The following is a 19,080-nucleotide window of genomic DNA, read 5'->3' as shown; positions in this document are numbered from 1 at the left end:
TGCAGGCAGCTGTATGACCCCAGCCAAATTCGTTATGGCCGGCATCGGAAACTGGTATTACATCCGCCCACGCCTGGGTGTTTAGCATCGTCGATGTCTTCCTGTCGACGAGAACAACAACGTGAACCTTGGAAAGATCATTACCCGCAGTGCCCGCTACTGGCCGGACCACACTGCCGTGGCGGACAGCCAGACGCGCCTGACCTATGCCCAGCTGGAACGGCGCAGCAACCGCCTGGCCTCGGGGCTGGGCGCACTGGGCGTGGCCAGCGGTGAACATGTGGCGATCCTCGCTGCCAACCGCGTGGAACTGGTAGAGGCAGAGGTGGCGCTGTACAAGGCAGCGATGGTCAAGGTGCCGATCAACGCGCGGTTGTCGCTGGATGAAGTGGTACGGGTACTGGAAGACTCCTGCAGCGTTGCGCTGATCACCGATGCCACCTTCGCCCAGGCGCTGGCCGAACGGCGCGAGGCTTTGCCGATGTTGCGCCAGGTGATCGCGCTGGAGGGCGAGGGCGGTGACCTGGGTTACGCCGCGCTGCTTGAGCGCGGCAGCGAGGCACCGTGCAGCCTTGACCCTGCCGACGACGCCCTGGCAGTGCTGCATTACACCTCCGGTAGCTCCGGGGTACTCAAGGCGGCCATGTTGTCGTTTGGCAACCGCAAGGCGCTGGTCCGCAAGAGCATCGCCAGCCCCACGCGGCGCTCTGGCCCTGATGATGTGATGGCCCATGTGGGGCCGATCACCCATGCCAGCGGCATGCAGATCATGCCGCTGCTGGCGGTAGGCGCCTGCAACCTGCTGCTCGACCGCTACGACGATCGCCTGTTGCTGGAGACCATCGAACGTGAGCGGGTGACGCGGTTGTTCCTGGTGCCGGCGATGATCAACCGCCTGGTCAATTACCCCGACGTCGAGCGCTTCGACCTGTCCAGCCTCAGGCTGGTCATGTATGGCGCTGCGCCCATGGCGCCGACCCTGGTGAAGAAGGCCATCGAACTGTTCGGGCCGATTCTGGTGCAAGGTTATGGCGCCGGCGAAACCTGCTCGCTGGTCACGGTACTGACCGAGCAGGACCACCTGGTCGAGGACGGCAACTACCAACGCCTGGCCTCTTGCGGGCGCTGCTATTTCGAGACCGACCTGCGTGTGGTGAACGACGCATTCGAGGATGTGGTGCCGGGCGAGATCGGCGAAATCGTGGTCAAGGGCCCGGACATCATGCAGGGCTACTGGCGCGCGCCCGCGCTCACCGCCGAAGTCATGCGCGACGGCTATTACCTGACCGGCGACCTGGCCACGGTCGATGCGCAGGGTTACGTGTTCATCGTCGACCGCAAGAAGGAAATGATCATTTCCGGGGGCTTCAATGTATACCCCAGCGAAGTGGAGCAGGTGATCTACGGCTTTCCAGAAGTGTTCGAGGCGGCAGTGGTCGGTGTGCCGGATGAGCAGTGGGGTGAAGCGGTGCGTGCTGTGGTGGTGCTCAAGCCCGGCGCGCAGCTTGACGCCGCCCAGCTCATCGAGCGCTGCGGCCGTGCACTGGCCGGTTTCAAGAAGCCGCGAGGCGTGGATTTCGTCACCGAACTGCCGAAGAACCCCAATGGCAAGGTGGTCCGCCGCCTGGTCCGGGAAGCCTACTGGCAACACAGCGATCGTCGTATCTGAACAGGGAGCATGACCATGTATCAACCAAGTGCAAAAGCTGCGCAGATCATTGAAGCCATCGAAGGGTTCGTCCGCGACCAGGTTCGCCCGCTGGAGCAGCAGATGCAGCTGGATTGGGCGCGCCCACATCCTCAGGCGGTCTTGCGGGAAGTATGGAAGCGCTCCAGCGAGCAGGGCCTTTACACCCTCATGCTGCCCGAAGCCATGGGCGGTGCAGGTTTGAGCGTGGCTGACCTGTGCGCCGTGAAAGAAGCCACGGTGCTGACCGGTTCGATGCTCGCCCCGCACGTACTGGGCGAGCTGTCCGGGCCGCCGCGGGTGGGCCACCTGCTCAAAGTGGCCAGCCCCTATCAGGTGGAGCATTTCCTGCAGCCAGTGTGCCGTGCCGAGAAAGCCGTGTGCTTCGCCCTGACCGAGGCCGAGGCGGGTTCAGACGCCACTGCAATCCGTACCCAGGCGCGCCGCGACGGTGATCACTACGTGCTGAGCGGCAGCAAGCGCTACATCTCGGGTGCCACGTACGCGGACCTGGCGGTGTTGCTGGCCGTGACCGTGCCCGGGCAGGGCGCGCAGGGTATTTCGGCGTTCTTCGTCGACCTCAAGGCCCCGGGCGTGCGTGTCGAAAGCGACTATGCGGTGATGTCCGGTGGCGGGGCCCACGGCGACATCGTGCTGGATGACGTGCGCGTGCCAGCGGCCAACCTGATTGGCGAGCAGGGCCAGGGCTTCAAGCTGGCCATGGGGCGCATTACCCTCAACCGGCTGCTGCATTGCCCGACCTTGCTGGGCATGGCCGGCCTGGCCCTGAACCTGTCGATCGAGCATGCCCGTAGCCGCAAGCAGTTCGGCCAGCCGATCGCCATGTTCCAGGCGGTCAACCACATGATCGCCGACATGGCTACCGAGCTGCATGCAGCACGCAGCATGGTCTACGCCACGGCGCAGGTGAACGATGCCGGCGGCGATATCCGTACCCAGGCGCCGATGTGCAAGCTGTTCGTCTCGGAGGCTGCATTCCGCATTGCCGACAAGGCCGTGCAGGTGCATGGCGGTGCCGGGTTGATGCAGGGCCACCCGGTGGAATGGATTTTCCGTGCCACCCGAATGATGCGCATCCTGACCGGAACCAGTGAAATTCAGCGCAACACCATCGCCAAAGGCGTGCTGATGCCCGCGTGACCCTCAGGCCGCCACCAAGGCGGCCTTTTGTTACATTCCACAACAATAACAAGAGTAATCGCCATGACTGTGGATGCTTCCCTGCCCAACCCACGGACCGCCTGGATGGTGGCCGTACTGCTGGCCATGCTGATGCTGGTCAATTTTCTCGACAAGGTGGTGATTGGCCTGGTTGCGGTGCCGATGAGCGCCGAGCTGGGCCTGACCGCAACCGAGTTCGGGCTGATTGGCGGCGCTTTGCATTGGTTCTTCGCCTTGTCCGCCGTGGTGGGCGGCTTCATGGCCAACCGGCGCCCCACCCGCACGCTGCTATTGGGCATGGGCCTGTTCTGGGCGGTGATCCAGTTGCCGATGCTGTTCGCCACTTCACTGTGGGCCATCGTTGCCTGCCGCGTGTTGCTGGGCATCGGTGAGGGCCCGGCATCGCCGGTCGCCACCCATGCGCTGTACAAGTGGTTTCCCAATGACCGTCGCAACCTGCCTGTGGCGTTGCTGCATGCCGGTAGCGCCATGGGGCTGCTGGTGGCCGGCGCGATGATCCCCTGGGTCAGCCTGCACTATGGCTGGCGCACCAACTTCATCGTCCTTTCATTGATCGGCGTAGTGTGGTGCCTGCTGTGGTGGCGGCTGGGGCAGGAGGGCACCCTTGAGCGCCTGCGTGCCAGCCAGCTCAAGAGCGATGAGCCGGCAATACCGTACCGCAAGCTGCTGGGCGACCCCAGCGTGATGGGCAACTACCTTTGCCACTTCGCCGCCAACTGGTCACTGGCCCTGACGCTGACCTGGGTGCCCAGTTATCTGCAGGTCGGCCTGGGCATAGACCCGTTGCAGACCGGGCGGATCTTTGTGATGTTCGTGGTGGTGACCACGCCGTTGAGCCTGTTCATGGCCTGGTTGTCCCAACGCCTGATGCGCCGTGGCGTATCTTCGCGCGTGGCGCGCGGCGTGTTCGTCTCGCTGTGCCTGGTGCTTGCCGGGCTGCTGTCCGCGTCGCTGATGCTGCCAGGCCTGAGCACCGCTGTGCGGGTTGGCGCACTGACCTTCAGCGGTGGCCTGGCGCTGGTGATGTACTCCGTCGGGCCGGCCATGCTCGCCGAGTTCACCCCGACGGCCCAGCGCGGCGGGGTGCTTGCCATCGGTAACGGTATCGCTTCGCTGGCCGGGCTGGCTGCGCCGGTGGTAACCGGGTTGCTGGTGCAGGGCGCAGGTGCCGCGCATCCCGCAGGGTATGCCCAGGGCTTTCTGGTGTGTGGCGCAGTACTGGTCGTGGCGGGGCTGGTGGGCCTGGTGAGCCTGAACCCGCAGCGCACCCTGAAGCGCTTGGCTGAACCGCGTGCGGTGGCGCGTGGCGTGCCGGCGCGCTCTCAGACAGCCAGCTGAACCCCCGGCACCGACCCGAGCGGCGCGTCATCGCCGCCGATCAGCTCACCACGCCAGCGGCCGCCGAGTACCAGCTCGATCAGCAGCCCGCGCACCAGGTCGTGCAAGCAACCGGCGGCAAACGACAGGGGCTTGTGCCGTGAGTGCGCCAAGGCAATGGTGCGGCTGATACGTGGCTCGACGATGAGCCGCGCCTGGGTCGGTTCGAGCAGCTCGCACAGCGGCGGCCAGTTGCTGATGGTCGCCGCCAGCCCTGCGCGGACCAGGCTGGCGATGCCGGGGGCCGACTGCTGCTCGTAGGCGGCCGCCAATGGCACGCCGGCTTCCATGGCCGCCTGTTCGATGCGCCGGCGCAGGTGCAGTGCCCTTGGTGGCAGCACCAGCCGCGTGGCGGCGGCTTCGGCCAGGGTGATGGTATCGGCGACGCCAGCGGCTGAAGGGCCGACCCAGTACAGCGCCTCGGTGAAGATCGGCTCGGCCTCGACATGCTCCAGCTCCTCGGCATTGGGCACCACGCCGAAGTCGACCTTGCCCAGTTCGATGGCTTGGCCACCGTTGCGGCTCAGGCCGTCCCACACGGTCAGGGTCACGCCGGGAAAGCGCTGCTCGGCACGCTTGATGATTTCTGGCAGCAGCATGTCTGCGGCGGTGGCGGGAATGGAAATGGCGACGTGGCCCTTGGGGTCACCGCGGCTCGATTTGAGCTCGTCCTTCACCGAATCGAGCTTCTGCACCACCTGGCGGGCCACCTCGTAAAGCTGCCGACCGGCGTCGGTCAGGACGATGCCGTCGTGCTGGCGGTCGAGCAGTTGCATTTCCAGTTCACTCTCCAGCAGGCCGATCTGCCTGCTCAGCGCCGGCTGGGCGATGTAGGCACGACGCGCGGCCGAGGAAAAGCTGCCGGCTTCGACGATTGCGATCAGGTAGCGGAGCTGTTTGAGGGTCATCGCAGCGGTTCCAAGGGTATGCCGAACTGATATGGCACGTATCCGAACACGTTATTTGTGGGGTTCGAAGCGTGGCTCCTAGTATCACCCGGAAGGGGCGTGCCAAAGCAAGCCCGCACGGCCAGGTCAGCCAACAACAACAAGAGGCCAACCCCATGAAAGCTGTCGCCCTGCTGCGAAGTATCCTGCTCGTCAATGCCAGCCTGCTGGCCCTCCCCCTTGGCGCTACGCCACTGCCCCCGCAACTGACACCCGTGGGTGCCGAGCGTGCACCCAGCAGTGATGGCCGCATACCGGCCTGGAACGGGGGGCTGCAACCGGGGCAGGTCTCACTGGCGGTCAACGGCACGCCGCTTGACCCCTACGCCGATGAGCAGCCGCTGTACACCATCACCGCGCAGAACTACCGGCGCTATCGCGAGCAGCTCACGACAGGCCAGGTGGCGCTGCTCGAGCGTTTTCCCGACTCTTTTCGCCTGCCGGTATACCCCTCGCACCGCAGTGTCGCGGTGCCGGCTCGGGTCAGCGAGTGGGCCCGGCACAACGCCGCCAGCGCCCATCTGGTCAATGACGGCAATGGCGTGCAGGGCTTTGCCGGAGTACTGGCGTTTCCGCTGCCACGCAATGGCCTGCAGGTTCTGTGGAACCACCTGACGCGGCCACGCAACGGCAGTTACAGCCTGGCCTCGGACAGCATCACCCCGCGTCGTGATGGTCGCTTCGTCATGTTCAGCGCGCAGCAAACCTTCGCCCGGCCCGATGTGCTGCCAGGCGGCCAGGCAAGCAACGTACTGTATTACCTGAGCTACCGCATGACCGCGCCATCGCGCCTGGCAGGTGACGCCTTGGTGCTGCACGAAACCCTCGACCAGGTCGCCCAGCCACGCCTGTCGTGGTTGTACAGCAGCAGCCAGCGACGCGTACGGCGCGCGCCTGCCGTGGCCTATGACAGCATCACCCCAGGGACTGCCGGGCTGCGCACCGCCGACAGCCGCGACATGTTCAACGGTGCCCCGGACCTTTACCACTGGACCCTGATCGGCAAGAAAACCCTGCACGTACCCTACAACAGTTATCGCCTGGCTTCGCCACAGCTGAGCTACACCGCGCTGGTCGGCCCGGGCCACGTCAACCCGCAGCCAACCCGCTACGAATTGCACCGGGTATGGGAGCTGGTCGGTACCCTCAAGCCCGGGGCCGAGCATATCTATGCCAGCCGCCGCTATTACCTGGACGAGGACAGCTGGGCCATCGTCGAAGCCGACTTCTTCGACCACCAGGGGCGGCTGTGGCGCACGGCCCAGGCGCACAGTTACTACCACGTCACCGGGCAGGCATTGGTCAACGCCATGGAGGTGATCTACGACCTGCGCAACGGGCGTTACCAGCTGTCTGGCCTGACCAACGAGCAACCCAAACCCTTCACCTTCGACCTGCGCACCAGCGCTTCGTACTTCTCGCCCGGGGCACTGCGCAGCCAAGGGCTGCGTTGAGCGCCCAGGGCCACACACAGGACAGCCGATGAGTTCCGATCACCATTACAGCGCCTGGGAGCGCTGGTTGCTGGGGCCTGGCAAGCCACCTGACCCGCGCTTCACCCTGGCCAATGAACGCACCTTTCTGGCCTGGCTGCGCACCGCCCTGGCATTGCTGGGCGGTGCTATTGCCCTGGAAACCTTTGCCGCGCATGCCTGGCCGCAATCCGGGCGCCTGGCCATGGAGTTCGCGTTGCTGCTGGCGAGCCTGCTGGTAAGCCTGGGGGCTGGTTGGCGCTGGCTGGTGGTGGAACGTGCCCTGCGCCGCGCTGCGCCATTGCCGCTGCCACGCTTGGTACCGCTGTTGAGCGTGGCCTGCGCGCTGGCCTGCGCGGCACTGATACCGCTGTTATGGGGACGTTGGCATGGCTGACGGCCCGGTCGATACCGGGCTGCAGGCCGAGCGTACGGTGTTGGCCTGGCGGCGAACCCAGTTGGCTTTACTGGTACTGGCTTGCCTGGCCTGGCGCGGCGGCCTGGTGGCTGTGGCCGGCGCGGCACTGTCGTTGGCGCTACTGGGCAGGGCCCGCGAACGCGCCATCTACCGCCGGGGCCTGGCCATGTTGCGCAGCGAGCGGGGGTGGGCTGCAGTGCGCACCGTGCCGCTGGCTGCGTTACTGGTGGCCGGGTTGGTGCTGGGCGTGTGGTTGCGCCGCACTGCTTAGCACGGCGCCGTTGCAGGCTCAGGGCGTGACGATATTGAAGCGCCCGTCCGGCTCATCCAGCCCAGCCATGAACTGCATGAACTTCACCCGCTCACCGCTGATGTCGATATCACCCGTCTTGGCTTCCTTGAGAAAACCGGTCTGCTTGAGTGCGATGCGGTCCAGGGTGGCCTTGCTCATGTTGATCTGCACATCCGCTTGGGCGTGCTGTGCATGGTCGCGGTGAGTCAGCACGCCATTGCGCAGGGTCAGGGCGTAGTCTTCATCGATGTCGGTGAAGCGCCAGTTGATGGTCAGGTCCTGCTCAGCCGCCTTGGCGGCATCGACGCGCACACCCAGGTAGTCGAAGAACAGCGATGGGGTCAGTGCGCGTACCAAGTCGTCGGCGCTGCCGCCTTTGCTGGCACCGGCCGCGACGCCGTTGCGCAGCTCCTGCGCACCGGTCAGGTAGGCGTTGCGCCAGGTGGCGTTCTCGCTCTGGTAACCCAGTTGCTCCAGGGCATCGGCTTGCAGGTCACGTGCAGCGCTGTTGTCGGCTTGGGCGAACACCAGGTGCCGGGTGAGCTCCGCCACCCAGCGGTAGTCACCCTTGTCGTACGCCTCACGCGCCAGCGTCAGCACCCGCTCGCTGCCGCCCAGCGCCGCCACGTAGCGCTGGCCTGCATCGCTCGGCGGCAAGGGGTTGAGGGTCGCCGGGTTGCCGTCGTAGAAGCCCATGTAGCGCTGGTACACCGCCCGCACGTTGTGGCTGAGCGAGCCGTAGTAGTCACGGCTGTACCATTTGTTGGCCAGGCGGGGGGGCAGCGAGGTCAGTTCGGCGGCGATCTCGGTAGGGGTGAGGCCGCGGTTGAGCAGGCGCAGCGTCTGGCTGTCGAGGAAGGCGTACATGTCGCGCTGATCGGCCAGGTATTCACGGATCGCCGCGCCGCCCCAGGTCGGCCAATGGTGCTGGGCGAACACCACCTCGGCCTTGTCGCCGTAACGCAGCAGCGACTGGTCCAGGTAGTGCGCCCAGACCTTGGCATCGCGCACCTGCGCGCCACGCAGGGTGAGGATGTTGTGCTGCACATGGGAGGCGTTTTCTGCCATGCACAGGGCTTTGAACGCCGGGAACCACAGGTTCATCTCGGCCGGTGCTTCGGTGCCGGGCGTCAGCTGGAACTCGATATCCACGCCGTCGATGCGCAGGGTTTCGAACGGCTTTTCGATCAGCCGTGTCGGGGCGATGAGGCTGACTGTGGCATTGGCCGGCACGCCCTTGCCGAGGCCCGCGTCAACCTGCCCGCGGGCGCTGCGTGGCAGTGGCGCACCATACATGTACTGTGCCCGGCGCTTCATCGCCGGCCCGGCCAGTACATTCTCGCTGATGGCATGTTCGAAGAAGCCTTGAGGGGCGATGACCTGAACCTTGCCGGCCTTTACGTCGGCCTCATCGATCACCCCGCGCACGCCGCCAAAATGGTCGACGTGTGGGTGGGTGTAGATCACTGCCACCACCGGCCGCTGCGGGCGATGCCTGAAGTACATGGCCAGCCCGGCCCGGGCGGTTTCCACCGACAGCAGCGGGTCCATCACGATCAGCCCCTGTTCGCCTTCGATCAAGGTCATGTTGGCCAGGTCCATGCCGCGTATCTGGTAGATGCGGTCGGTAACCTTGAACAGCCCGGCGATGGTATTGAGTTGGGCGATGCGCCACAGGCTGGGGTTGACCGTCGCCGGCGCCTCGCCCTTGAGGAAGGCGTAGCGCTGCAGGTCCCAGACCGTCTTGCCATCGGCATTGAGCACCGCCTGGTCGGCACTTTCCAGCAGGCCGCGGCGGGCGTTGTCGAAGTCTGCCCGGTTCTCGAAGGGCAGGCGCTGCAGCCACTGCTGGTTGCTTTGGCGCGTCAGCTCGGTGGCATCCTTGGCCGGTGCCTGGGCCAGCACCGCAGAGGGCAGGGCGAGGGCCAGCAGGGTGGGCAGGTAGCGTAGGCGCATAGGGGTGGTCCTTGTTGTTATGGGGGCCACCACTCTAAGGACATCGATTGCCAGCGAACCAATACCACTCTCGCATGGGTGGCCATACCTGAATGCGATGGCTCAGCCGGCGCGAATGTCCATGATGCGCGCGACCAGCCAGGCCAGTGCCGGGTCGTGCTGACGATGGGCAAGGTACACCAGTTCCAGCTCGAAGGGCTCCAGGGCGAAGGGCAGGTCAAAGACCTGCAAGGGCAGTAGCTGGGCGAAATGGCGGGCCAGTGCGGTGGGCAAGACCACGCACAGGTCGGAGCTGGCCGCCAGGTGAGCGGCCTGCAGGTAATTGGGCGTGGTATAGGCGATGCGCCGCGCAAGGCCCTGTTCGGCCAGCCACTGGTCGACCATGCCCCGGGTCTGGCCGCCGTGCACCCAGAGGTGACGCAAGCCCAGGAAGGCTTGCAGGTCGAGCGCGCCATCGACCTCTGGATGCCCCTGGCGCACCGCCACGTGCAGGGTTTCGCTGCGCCAGTGGCGGCGCTCGTAGCGCGCCGGCACATCGTCGAAGCGCCCCAGCACCAGGTCGAGTTCGCCACGGTCGAGGGCTTCGGCCGGCAGGTTGGGTGCCAGGTGCAGCACGTCCACACGCAGATGCGGCGCCTGGGTTTGCAAGGTGGCGAGCAACCTGGGCATGCACAATTGTTCGGCGAAGTCGGTCAGGGCGATGCGCAGTTGCCGGTGGCTGCGGCCTGGGTCGAAGCTGTCGCCAGCGCCGAGGGTCTGCTCGATCTGCTGCAGGGCCGCGCGAATTGGCCCTTCCAGGGCCAGGGCGCGGGGGGTTGGGCGCATGCGTCGGCCGACCCGCACCAGCAGCGGGTCACCGAGAATGTCCCGTAGACGCGCCAGGGCGTTGCTCACCGTCGGCTGGGTCAACGCCAGGCGCTCGGCAGCACGTGACACGTTCTGTTCACGCAGCAGCATGTCCAGCACACGCAGCAAGTTGAGATCGAAGTTGGCTATATTCATGCGAAAAATACATGGGATGGAAAATTAGAATTTCAAAAATAGTAGGCGCCTGACTAGGGTGGGGGCAATGCCTTTACACCGAATCAGGAGTGTCACCCGTGAGTACTTCCTATAACGTTCAGCAGGCTGCAGTGATCGGCGCCGGCACCATGGGCCGCGGCATCGTCATCAGCCTGGCCCGTGCCGGGCTGCCTGTGCTGTGGCTGGACAACGACCCCAGCGCCACCGAGGCAGGCCTGGCCATGCTTGCGCAGACGTGGGCGCAGCAGGTCGCCAAAGGCCGCATCGACCAGGCCCAGGCCGATGCCTGCCTGGCTCGCGTGCGGCAGGTCACGGCTTACACCGAGCTGGCCGAGGCCGACCTGGTGATCGAGGCGGTGTACGAAAACCTGGCGCTCAAGCAAGAGATCTTCCGCACCCTGGACAGCACACTCAAGCCTGAAGCGATCCTGGCCAGCAATACCTCGGCGCTGGACATCGATGCCATCGCCGCCGTCACCGGGCGGCCTGAACAGGTGTTGGGGCTGCACTTTTTCAGCCCGGCGCATGTGATGAAGCTGCTGGAGGTGGTGCGCGGGAAGTGCACCGCGCCCACAGTGCTGGAGGCGGCCGTGGCGCTGGGCCAGCGCATCGGCAAGGAGGTGGTGGTCGCTGGGAACTGCCCCGGTTTCATTGGCAACCGCATGTTGCGCACCTATGTCGCCGAGGCCCGCCAGTTGCTGCTCGAGGGTGCCACGCCGCGGCAGGTGGACGAGGCGCTGCAGGGGTTCGGCTTTGCCATGGGGCCGTTCCGCATGTACGACGTGGTAGGCATCGACCTGGAGTGGCGCGCACGTCAATTGGCCGGGCAGGGGATGGATGCCCCGTTGGTCCAGGTCGACAATGCCCTGTGCGCGCTCGGTCGCTTCGGGCAGAAGGTTGGCCAGGGCTATTACCGGTACGCACCCGGCAGCCGCGAAGCCGTGCATGACCCCGAAGTGGATGCCTTGGTGCTCAAGGTCGCTCAGGACCTGGGTGTGCGTCGGCGTCCGATCGACGATGAGGAAATCCGTGAGCGCTGCCTGCTGGCGCTGGTCAATGAAGGGGCGAAGATTCTCGAGCAGGGCATAGCCAGCAGCAGCCAGGACATCGACCGGGTCTACTTGCATGGCTATGGCTTCCCGGCAGAGACGGGCGGGCCGATGTCCTGGGCCGATCGGCAAGGGCTGGGGCTGCTGCTGGCGAGGCTGGAGCGGCTGCAAGGCCTGTTTGGCGAACACTGGCGCCCGGCGGGTCTTCTGATGCGGCTGGCGGCAGCTGGCAAACAGTTGGCTGACGTGAATGAGGGCCGCGTATGAACTACCGAGCCCCCCTGCGTGACATGCAGTTCGTCCTGCATGAGGTGTTCGATGTGGCGCAACATTGCGCCCGCCTGGGCAACGGTCTGGACCGTGAAACCATCGATGGCATCCTTGAACAGGGCGCTCGCTTTGCCAGCGAGGTGGTGGCCCCGCTCAATCGCCAGGGCGACGAGCAGGGCTGCCGCCTGGAACAGGGGCAGGTGCTGACCCCCGAAGGCTTCCGCCAGGCCTACCGGCTGTATGTCGAGCAGGGCTGGGGCGGCATGACTGGCCCGACCGAGCACGATGGCCAGGGCCTGCCGCAGATGGTCGCAGCCTGTTTCCACGAAATGCTGATGGGCGCCTCGCTGTCGTTTCGCATCTATTCGGGCCTCACCGAAGGCGCTGTGCTGGCGCTGCATCGCCATGGCAGCCCGGCGCTCAAACGCGACTACCTGGGCAAGCTGGTCAGCGGCGAGTGGGCCGGCACCATGTGCCTGACCGAACCGCAGGCTGGCACCGACCTGGCGCTGTTGCGTACCCGGGCCGAGCCGCAAGGCGATGGCAGCTATCGCATCAGTGGCAGCAAGATCTTCATCAGTGGCGGCGACCAGGACCTGACCGACAACATCATCCACCTGGTGCTGGCGCGCCTGCCCGATGCGCCGGCCGGTGTGCGCGGCATCAGCCTGTTCCTGGTGCCCAAGTTCGAGTGCGCGGCCGACGGTGGGCCGGGGGTGCCCAACGCCTTGGGCTGCGGTGCCCTTGAACACAAGATGGGCATCAAGGGGGCAGCCACCTGCGTGATGAACTTCGACGGCGCCCGCGGCTGGCTGGTGGGTGAAGCCAACCAGGGCCTGGCGTGCATGTTCACCATGATGAACGATGCGCGCTTTCAGGTGGGGCTGCAGGGGCTGGGCATTGCCGAAGCTGCCTTCCAGGGCGGCCTGACCTACGCCCGCGAGCGCTTGCAGTCGCGTAGCCTGGCCGGCCCGGTGGCGCCCGAGCGCAGTGCCGACCCGATCATCTGCCACCCTGATGTGCGGCGCATGCTGCTGACCCAGAAGACCCTCAGCGAGGGTTGCCGGATGCTGGCGGCCTATGCTGCACAGGCGCTCGACCTGGAGCAGGGTGCGGCGCAGCCTGAAGTGCAGGCTGCCGCCGGGCGTCGGGCAGCGCTGCTGATTCCGGTGGTCAAGGCCTTCCTCACCGATGTCGGCCAGGAGGTCGCCAGCCTGGGCGTGCAGCTGTATGGCGGCCATGGTTACATTCGCGAGTGGGGCATGGAGCAGTTGATGCGCGACAGCCGCATCACCCAGCTGTATGAGGGCACCAATGGCATTCAGGCCCTGGACCTCGTGCGACGCAAGGTGCTGGCCGATGGTGGCGAACAGCTGCGCCTGTTGATCGATGACCTGCTGGAGGCGGCGCACGCGTGCCGCGCAGATGACCTGGCAGCGATGGCCGAGGCGGTGACCCTGCGCCTGCAGGAGTGGCGCAACCTGAGCGCCGAGGTGCTCGATGCCTGCCGCTGCGACCCCCAGGAAATTGGCGCGGTGTCGGTCGATTTTCTTGCCTATTCAGGCTATGTGCTGCTGGCTGCGCTGTGGCTGCGGGCGGCCGAGCGGGCCCGTGCGGCACTGGCCGCCGGCAGCGGCGACAGCGCTTTCTATCAGGCCAAATTGCACGCAGCGGACTTTTACTGGCGGCGCATCCTGCCGCGCGCAAGTGCCCACTGTGAGGCTTTGCGTGGCGGCGCGCAGTGCCTGATGAGCCTGAATGAAGCGCACTTCGCCTTCTGAGCGCTGCGCCGTTCACCCACAAGAACAAAAGGACCCTGAACATGCAGCCATTCAGTTTTGCCACGACCGCTCACCTGCTCTGCGAACCGGGCGCTGCGGGTCGCCTGGCCCAGTTGTGTCAGCAACGCGGCGTGCGCCGCGTGCTGATCGTTACCGACCCCGGTCTGGTCAGCCTGGGGATGCTTGACGACATCCTGCCTGGCTTCACCCGGGCGAACCTGAGTGCGGCGATCTTCAGTGATGTCAGCGCCGACCCCAGCCATGCCTGCGTGCTGGCTGCGGTCGGCCGTGCCCGGCATATCGGTGCCGAGCTGATCGTCGGTTTCGGTGGCGGCAGCTCCATGGATGTCGCCAAGCTGGTCGCGCTGCTGGCCCACCCAGGGTGCGACCAGACCCTGGAGGCGGTGTATGGCATTGACCAGGCCAAGGGCCAGCGCCTGCCCCTGATCCAGGTCCCGACCACTGCGGGTACCGGCTCGGAGGTCACGCCCATTGCCGTCATCACCACCGGCGAGTGCGCCAAGATGGCGGTGATTTCACCGCTGCTGCTGCCAGACCTGGCGCTGCTCGATGCCGAGCGCACGCTGGGCCTGCCACCTGCGATCACGGCCGCCACGGGCATCGATGCGATGGTGCATGCCATCGAAGCCAGCACCAGCAAGTTCAAGCGCAACCCACTGTCCAGCCTGCTGGCCCGCGAAGCCTTGACACTGCTGGCAGGCAACCTCGACCAGGCAGTCCACAACGGCGGTAATCTGCAGGCCCGTCAGGCCATGCTGCTGGGGGCTTGCCTGGCCGGCCAGGCGTTCGCCAACGCACCGGTCGCTGCGGTGCACGCCTTGGCCTACCCGCTGGGGGCGCGCTTTCACGTACCGCACGGGCTGGCCAATGCCTTGGTCCTGCCGCATGTCATGCGCTTCAACCGTAGCGAGGCATTCGCCGACTACGCGGCGCTGGCGCCGGCCTTGTTGGGCGAGCGGCTGGTGCCTGGCGGGCCCCATGAGTTGTGCAGCCAGTTCATTGCCGAGCTGGAGCAATTGGCACCTCGCTGCGGCTTGCCGAGCCGGTTGCGGGATGTCGGCGTGCCCCGGCACAGTTTGCAACAGCTTGCTGAAGAAGCGCTGCAACAACAGCGCCTGCTGGTGAACAACCCGCGCAAGGTCACCCTTGCCGATGCCGTCGAACTTTACCAGGCGGCGTTCTGATCATGGCCAGGGAACGCCCGCTACGCGGCGCCTATCGCCACTTCCAGCCGATCACCACGCGCTGGCACGACAACGACCTGTATGGGCATGTGAACAATGTCGTCTACTACGGTTTTTTCGACAGCGCGGTGAACACCTGGCTGATCGAGCATGCCGGTCTGGATATTCACCGCGACCCGGTGGTGGCCTATGTGGCCGGGTCTGCTTGCGACTACTTCGCCGCGGTCGCCTTTCCGCAGCGCATTGAAGTGGGTATCGCGGTCACGGGGATAGGCAACAGTTCGGTGCACTACGCGCTGGCCGTCTTCGTCGAGGGGGAACCTCAAGCGTGCGCGGCCGGGCGTTTCACCCATGTATTCGTCGATCGTCGTGAGCAGCGTGCGGTTGCCATACCAGGCAAGGTGCGCAGGGCCTTGGAACTGTTGGCGGTGTGAGGTCACCTGCGGGGCGGTGCTCGATTCGCGCCGCCCCATAAACCCGGGCAGCCCCGAACGCCTCTCTCAAGCCCCGCCCAGGCCATAACAATCTGGCATGGCACTGATCCGAAGACGCTATTTGTGAGCCCGCGTTCACTGCCCCGATAATCCAGATTACCGGTACCGCCTGCCTCGGCGACCGGCAGTTCATCTGTGCTACCCCACCTTTCACTCTCGAATAAAACAACAAGAGGTTAAGAGTGAGCGAATACATCCGTATCTGCCGGCGCCAAGCGCCGCTGGCGGCGCTATGCTGCCTGCTAGCCGCCCCGGCGGCTGCCTTGCAGTTCCAGGCCGGCCCGCTCGAAGGGCGGTTCGACACGGCGCTGTCGTTCGGCACTGCCGTCAGCACAGCCAACCCCGACAAGCAGCAGTTGCAGGCCGCCAACAGTAATGACGGGCGGCGGAACTACCGCTCGGGTGATGTGTTCTCGGCCATTTTCAAAGCAACCCATGACCTGGAACTGCACCGGGACAACGTTGGGGTGTTTCTGCGCGGCACCTACTGGTATGACACGGTGCAACGCGACCATAGCCAGCGTGCAGTCGACATCGACGACCACAACCGCCAGGCATCGGCTAAAACTGCCGCAGCGGAACTGCTCGATGCCTTTGCCTATGCCCTCTACGACATCGACGGCGAGCCCGGCTCGGTGCGCCTGGGCAAACAGGTCGTGAACTGGGGCGAAAGCCTGTTCATCCAGGGTGGCCTGAACGTGATCAGCCCGTTCAATCAGGCCGCGTTGCGCCGGCCAGGCTCAGAGGTCAAAGACGCGCTGGCGCCGGTCAACCTTCTGTATGTCACGCAGAACCTCAACCAGGCCCTGTCATTCGACGCCTTCTACCAACTGGACTGGGAGCAGACCCGGTTGGACAACTGTGCGACCTTCTTCTCCAACAACGACTTCATGCCCGAGGGCTGCCAAGGCCTGGACGTGGGTGGGCAGATGGTCGCCAACCCGGGTGTTTCCCAAGCGCTGGCGTCCCTGGGTGTGACACTCACCGATGAGGGCGTGCGCGTGCCGCGTGGGGCCGACCAGGATGCGCGCAATGGAGGCCAATGGGGGTTTGCCTTGCACTGGTATGTGCAATCGCTGGATACCGAGTTTGGCCTGTTCGCGGCCAACTACCACAGCCGCTCTCCCTACCTGGGCACAGTCAGCAGCCGCTACTACGCCAATACCGGTTTTGCCAGGGACCTGTGCAGCACGGTTGGCGTGCCACTGTCTGGCTGCGGTGCCTTCCTGGCGTCGAGCAGCGGGCAGTCCCTGGCCGGCGCCCTGCGCATGGGAACCTCGCAGTACCTGGCGCAGTACCCCGAGGATATCCGGCTCTACGGCATCACCTTCGCCACCACCCTGCACAACGGCACCGCCGTGCAGGGGGAGTTGAGCCACCGCCCCAACCAGCCGGTGCAACTCAACGGTAACGATGTGCTGCAGTCGCTGCTCAACGCCCCGGGCCGCAGCCCGCTCAACGCCGAAGGCCTGCGCCCACCCACCGACGACACCTTGTTCGACGGGTATCGACGCAAGGAAGTGACCCAGGCCCAAGTGTCGGCGATGCAGGCGTTCAGCCAGGTGATGGGCGCCAACCAGCTGCTGCTGATGGGGGAGGTGGGCGCAACCTATGTGGGCGGGCTCGAGGGGCGTTTCGGGCCGCGTTATGGTCGCTCGGGGGCCTACGGCAATGGTGAGCTGGCCGATAACAGCCTCTGCCAGGCGATCTCGAAAAGCCCTGCGGACTGCAACGGCGAAGGGTTCGTCACGCCGTTTTCCTGGGGCTACCGGCTGCGGGCGACCTGGAGCTACCAGAACCTGGTCCCGGGCCTGGACATCCGCCCTAACCTGGCCTGGTCCCACGACGTGAAAGGCTATTCGCCTGCCGATGGGTCGGGCTTCAATGAAGGCTCGCGCTCGATCAGCCTGGGCGTGGACGTGGCGCTGGCCAGCAAGTACTGGGCAAGCCTTGCCTATACCGATTATCTCGATGGCGATTACGGCACCCGCGGCGACCGCGACTACGTGGCCGTGAGCGTGGGCGCCAACTTCTAGACCACTCAAGGAGGCAAGACTATGTCCAAACGCAGCATACACCCATCACCGGCCAACCTGCCGGCCATCGCTTTGATGCTGGCCGGTACACTTGCCCCGGGCGTGGCCAGCAGCGCACCGGCAGAGCAGGGCGTGATGCAAGGGTTTCCCCCTGCACCGCAGTTGCGCGTGAACCAGGCCAACGCGTTCCAGCCCCCGTTCCTGCGCTGGTCCATGCGCCACGCCCGCGAGGTTTCGCCGACCCGGGGCATCGGCCGCGCGTCCACGCCGCTGGCCTTGCCGACAGGCACCGAGCTGGCGCTTGACCAGGTGGCGTTCACTGCCGGCGAGCAGCCCCTGACGTTGGCGAGCTACCTGCAACAGACCAGCACCGACGGGCTCATCGTGCTGCACCGTGGCCAGGTGGTGTACGAGCGTTATCTGGAGGGTTTCCAACCCGGGCAGCCGCATATCTGGGCCTCGATGACCAAGTCCGTGACTGGCCTGATCGCCGCCCAACTGATCGCCGAAGGCACGCTGGACCCGCAACGTACATTGGCGCATTACGTGCCGGAACTCAGCGGCACGCCATTTGGCGAGGCGACGGTGCAGGCCAACCTGGACATGCAGGTGGCGGTGGAGTACCCGCCGCAGATGCCGCCGGACCTGGGGCTGTTTGCCGCCACGGGGCTCATACCTCGCGCCGAAGGCATGCCGGGGGATATCTACAGTTTCCTCCAGCACGCACGAAAGGCGCCCGACTCAGGCGCCAAACCGCTGTTTTTCTACCAGAACGGCTCACCCGAAGCGTTGGCCTGGGCACTGCGGCGCATCACCGGGCTGAACTGGGCGCAACTGGTTGAACAACGTATCTGGTCACGCTTCGCCCAGGACGATGCCTATGTGCAAGTCGACCCGCTCGGTACCGAGATGGCCAGCGGCGGTATCAGCTGCAACCTGCGCGACACGGCGCGCTTCGCTGAACGGGTGCGCCGTGAGCTGGCCCGTGACGTCAAGGGTGACAGTTTCAACCAAGCGGTGCGCAGCACGTTCCAGCCCGCTGACCCGGCGTCGTTCGCCCAAGGCAACCTTGCCCCCGGCCGCCCGGGCTACGCTTATCGCAACTACTGGTATCAGAAAAACGATGGCGACGGCTCTGTCGAGGCCAGCGGGCGCTTCGGTCAGAAAATCTATATCAACCCGCGCCGCGAAGTAGTGATCGTCAAGCTGTCGGCCACTGCCGACCAGGCCCGGCGCGCCACCCGTGCCGACGGTGAGGCGAAAGTCACTGCACGCGTGGTGGACTCACCGGCGACGTTCAACGGCATGGTCACTGCGGTGTTGGCGGCGCTGCCGGGTTGAGCGGTGTGGGGCGTTCGGCGAATCGTTATCATGCGTGCCATCTTGCTGTGCTGTTCAACGCCCTATACCAGGTTCACTGCGCCGGAGGTGCAACATGAGCATTGATTGGATCAACTTCACACCCTGGAGTGCTTTGGGGGGAGGGGCCTTGATCGGGCTGGCCGCCAGCCTGTTCATTCTGGCCAATGGCCGCATCGCCGGCATCAGCGGCCTGCTTGCAAGTGTGATGCAAAGGGGCAGTGAGGGCTGGGGTGAGAAGGCGCTGTTTGTTCTCGGCCTGCTGATTACGCCTTTGCTGTGGGGGCTGTTCGCCGTGCTGCCGGAAATCGAAATCGATACCCCGTGGCCGGCGTTGGTGATTGCCGGGCTGCTGGTTGGCTTGGGGACACGATACGGCTCGGGTTGTACCAGTGGCCACGGCGTGTGTGGTGTCTCCCGCTTGTCTCCCCGCTCCATCGTGGCGACGGTGTGCTTCATGGCCAGCGGTTTTGCCACCGTGTACGTCATCCGCCATGCGCTGGGGGCCTGA

General features: G+C 65.5%; 16 protein-coding genes. 13 read left to right on the top strand and 3 right to left on the bottom strand.

Translation table 11 applies throughout. The annotated features are described in order from the left end of the window. Nucleotides 1–121: 121 nt before the first annotated feature. The 3 genes from JNA92_RS14315 to JNA92_RS14305 all read left to right on the top strand — a co-directional run bounded on the left by JNA92_RS14315 (nucleotide 122) and on the right by JNA92_RS14305 (nucleotide 4,228). The gene (locus tag JNA92_RS14315) at nucleotides 122–1,669 is read left to right on the top strand and encodes an AMP-binding protein (RefSeq protein ID WP_241805303.1); all 1,548 of its coding nucleotides are present in this window, start codon (nucleotides 122–124) and stop codon (nucleotides 1,667–1,669) included. Nucleotides 1,670–1,684: 15 nt separating this feature from the next. Then, on the top strand, nucleotides 1,685–2,848 hold the full coding sequence (locus JNA92_RS14310; RefSeq protein WP_241805302.1) for an acyl-CoA dehydrogenase family protein: 1,164 nt from the start codon (nucleotides 1,685–1,687) through the stop codon (nucleotides 2,846–2,848). A 105-nt stretch (nucleotides 2,849–2,953) separates the two neighbouring features. Then, nucleotides 2,954–4,228: an MFS transporter gene (locus JNA92_RS14305; protein WP_241805449.1), complete on the top strand. Its 1,275-nt coding sequence runs from the start codon at nucleotides 2,954–2,956 to the stop codon at nucleotides 4,226–4,228. Here the strand turns inward: JNA92_RS14305 and JNA92_RS14300 are convergent. Further along, complete coding sequence (locus JNA92_RS14300; protein WP_241805301.1) at nucleotides 4,213–5,175, bottom strand: LysR family transcriptional regulator; 963 nt, start codon at nucleotides 5,173–5,175, stop codon at nucleotides 4,213–4,215. The genes JNA92_RS14305 and JNA92_RS14300 overlap by 16 nt on opposite strands. Nucleotides 5,176–5,330: 155 nt before the next feature. On the opposite strand from JNA92_RS14300, the gene JNA92_RS14295 reads away from it, so the two are divergent. The 3 genes from JNA92_RS14295 to JNA92_RS14285 are packed head-to-tail and all read left to right on the top strand — an operon-like array spanning nucleotide 5,331 to nucleotide 7,375. Beyond that, nucleotides 5,331–6,668, top strand: a complete 1,338-nt coding sequence (locus tag JNA92_RS14295) for a DUF1329 domain-containing protein (RefSeq protein ID WP_241805300.1) — start codon at nucleotides 5,331–5,333, stop codon at nucleotides 6,666–6,668. Between the two features lie 28 nt (nucleotides 6,669–6,696). Beyond that, nucleotides 6,697–7,083: a YidH family protein gene (locus JNA92_RS14290; protein ID WP_241805299.1), complete on the top strand. Its 387-nt coding sequence runs from the start codon at nucleotides 6,697–6,699 to the stop codon at nucleotides 7,081–7,083. Further along, a complete protein-coding gene (locus JNA92_RS14285; RefSeq protein WP_241805298.1) occupies nucleotides 7,076–7,375 on the top strand; it encodes a DUF202 domain-containing protein in 300 nt (99 codons plus the stop codon). The genes JNA92_RS14290 and JNA92_RS14285 overlap by 8 nt, the downstream gene beginning before the upstream one ends. 18 nt (nucleotides 7,376–7,393) lie before the next feature. Here the strand turns inward: JNA92_RS14285 and JNA92_RS14280 are convergent, their stop codons facing one another. Then, nucleotides 7,394–9,352 (bottom strand): alkyl/aryl-sulfatase, encoded by a 1,959-nt coding sequence (locus JNA92_RS14280; protein WP_241805297.1) that lies wholly within the window; start codon nucleotides 9,350–9,352, stop codon nucleotides 7,394–7,396. 102 nt (nucleotides 9,353–9,454) lie between these two features. Further along, entirely contained in the window at nucleotides 9,455–10,354 is a 900-nt protein-coding gene (locus tag JNA92_RS14275; RefSeq protein WP_241805296.1) for a LysR family transcriptional regulator, read from the bottom strand. 98 nt (nucleotides 10,355–10,452) lie between these two features. Between JNA92_RS14275 and JNA92_RS14270 the strand changes: the two genes are divergently transcribed. The 7 genes from JNA92_RS14270 (at nucleotide 10,453) to JNA92_RS14240 (ending at nucleotide 19,080) form a co-directional block, all read left to right on the top strand. Next, nucleotides 10,453–11,691: a 3-hydroxyacyl-CoA dehydrogenase NAD-binding domain-containing protein gene (locus tag JNA92_RS14270; protein WP_241805295.1), complete on the top strand. Its 1,239-nt coding sequence runs from the start codon at nucleotides 10,453–10,455 to the stop codon at nucleotides 11,689–11,691. Then, complete coding sequence (locus JNA92_RS14265; protein ID WP_241805294.1) at nucleotides 11,688–13,475, top strand: acyl-CoA dehydrogenase C-terminal domain-containing protein; 1,788 nt, start codon at nucleotides 11,688–11,690, stop codon at nucleotides 13,473–13,475. The genes JNA92_RS14270 and JNA92_RS14265 overlap by 4 nt, the downstream gene beginning before the upstream one ends. Before the next feature lie 41 nt (nucleotides 13,476–13,516). After that, nucleotides 13,517–14,680, top strand: coding sequence for an iron-containing alcohol dehydrogenase (locus JNA92_RS14260; protein ID WP_241805293.1), 1,164 nt, complete (start codon nucleotides 13,517–13,519; stop codon nucleotides 14,678–14,680). Between the two features lie 2 nt (nucleotides 14,681–14,682). Beyond that, nucleotides 14,683–15,114, top strand: coding sequence for an acyl-CoA thioesterase (locus tag JNA92_RS14255; protein ID WP_241805292.1), 432 nt, complete (start codon nucleotides 14,683–14,685; stop codon nucleotides 15,112–15,114). 242 nt (nucleotides 15,115–15,356) lie between these two features. Further along, nucleotides 15,357–17,210, top strand: a complete 1,854-nt coding sequence (locus tag JNA92_RS14250; RefSeq protein WP_241805291.1) for a DUF1302 domain-containing protein — start codon at nucleotides 15,357–15,359, stop codon at nucleotides 17,208–17,210. Nucleotides 17,211–17,231: 21 nt separating this feature from the next. Beyond that, the gene (locus JNA92_RS14245; protein WP_241805290.1) at nucleotides 17,232–18,551 is read left to right on the top strand and encodes a serine hydrolase domain-containing protein; all 1,320 of its coding nucleotides are present in this window, start codon (nucleotides 17,232–17,234) and stop codon (nucleotides 18,549–18,551) included. A gap of 94 nt (nucleotides 18,552–18,645) precedes the next feature. Beyond that, nucleotides 18,646–19,080, top strand: coding sequence for a YeeE/YedE family protein (locus tag JNA92_RS14240; RefSeq protein ID WP_241805289.1), 435 nt, complete (start codon nucleotides 18,646–18,648; stop codon nucleotides 19,078–19,080).

Source organism: Pseudomonas putida (genome assembly GCF_022627325.1).
GTDB lineage: Bacteria > Pseudomonadota > Gammaproteobacteria > Pseudomonadales > Pseudomonadaceae > Aquipseudomonas > Aquipseudomonas putida_X.
The sequence above is the reverse complement of the archived record's forward strand: the minus strand, read 5'-3'. Positions and strand labels throughout refer to the sequence as shown.

Bases quoted from the DNA above. Each gene is read 5' to 3' on its own strand.
- JNA92_RS14305 (WP_241805449.1), top strand. From the start codon at position 2,954: ATGGTGGCCGTACTGCTGGCCATGCTGATGCTGGTCAATTTTCTCGAC.
- JNA92_RS14275 (WP_241805296.1), bottom strand. From the start codon at position 10,354: ATGAATATAGCCAACTTCGATCTCAACTTGCTGCGTGTGCTGGACATG.
- JNA92_RS14310 (WP_241805302.1), top strand. From the start codon at position 1,685: ATGTATCAACCAAGTGCAAAAGCTGCGCAGATCATTGAAGCCATCGAA.
- JNA92_RS14260 (WP_241805293.1), top strand. From the start codon at position 13,517: ATGCAGCCATTCAGTTTTGCCACGACCGCTCACCTGCTCTGCGAACCG.
- JNA92_RS14245 (WP_241805290.1), top strand. From the start codon at position 17,232: ATGTCCAAACGCAGCATACACCCATCACCGGCCAACCTGCCGGCCATC.
- JNA92_RS14280 (WP_241805297.1), bottom strand. From the start codon at position 9,352: ATGCGCCTACGCTACCTGCCCACCCTGCTGGCCCTCGCCCTGCCCTCT.
- JNA92_RS14285 (WP_241805298.1), top strand. From the start codon at position 7,076: ATGGCTGACGGCCCGGTCGATACCGGGCTGCAGGCCGAGCGTACGGTG.
- JNA92_RS14240 (WP_241805289.1), top strand. From the start codon at position 18,646: ATGAGCATTGATTGGATCAACTTCACACCCTGGAGTGCTTTGGGGGGA.
- JNA92_RS14290 (WP_241805299.1), top strand. From the start codon at position 6,697: ATGAGTTCCGATCACCATTACAGCGCCTGGGAGCGCTGGTTGCTGGGG.
- JNA92_RS14295 (WP_241805300.1), top strand. From the start codon at position 5,331: ATGAAAGCTGTCGCCCTGCTGCGAAGTATCCTGCTCGTCAATGCCAGC.
- JNA92_RS14255 (WP_241805292.1), top strand. From the start codon at position 14,683: ATGGCCAGGGAACGCCCGCTACGCGGCGCCTATCGCCACTTCCAGCCG.
- JNA92_RS14300 (WP_241805301.1), bottom strand. From the start codon at position 5,175: ATGACCCTCAAACAGCTCCGCTACCTGATCGCAATCGTCGAAGCCGGC.
- JNA92_RS14265 (WP_241805294.1), top strand. From the start codon at position 11,688: ATGAACTACCGAGCCCCCCTGCGTGACATGCAGTTCGTCCTGCATGAG.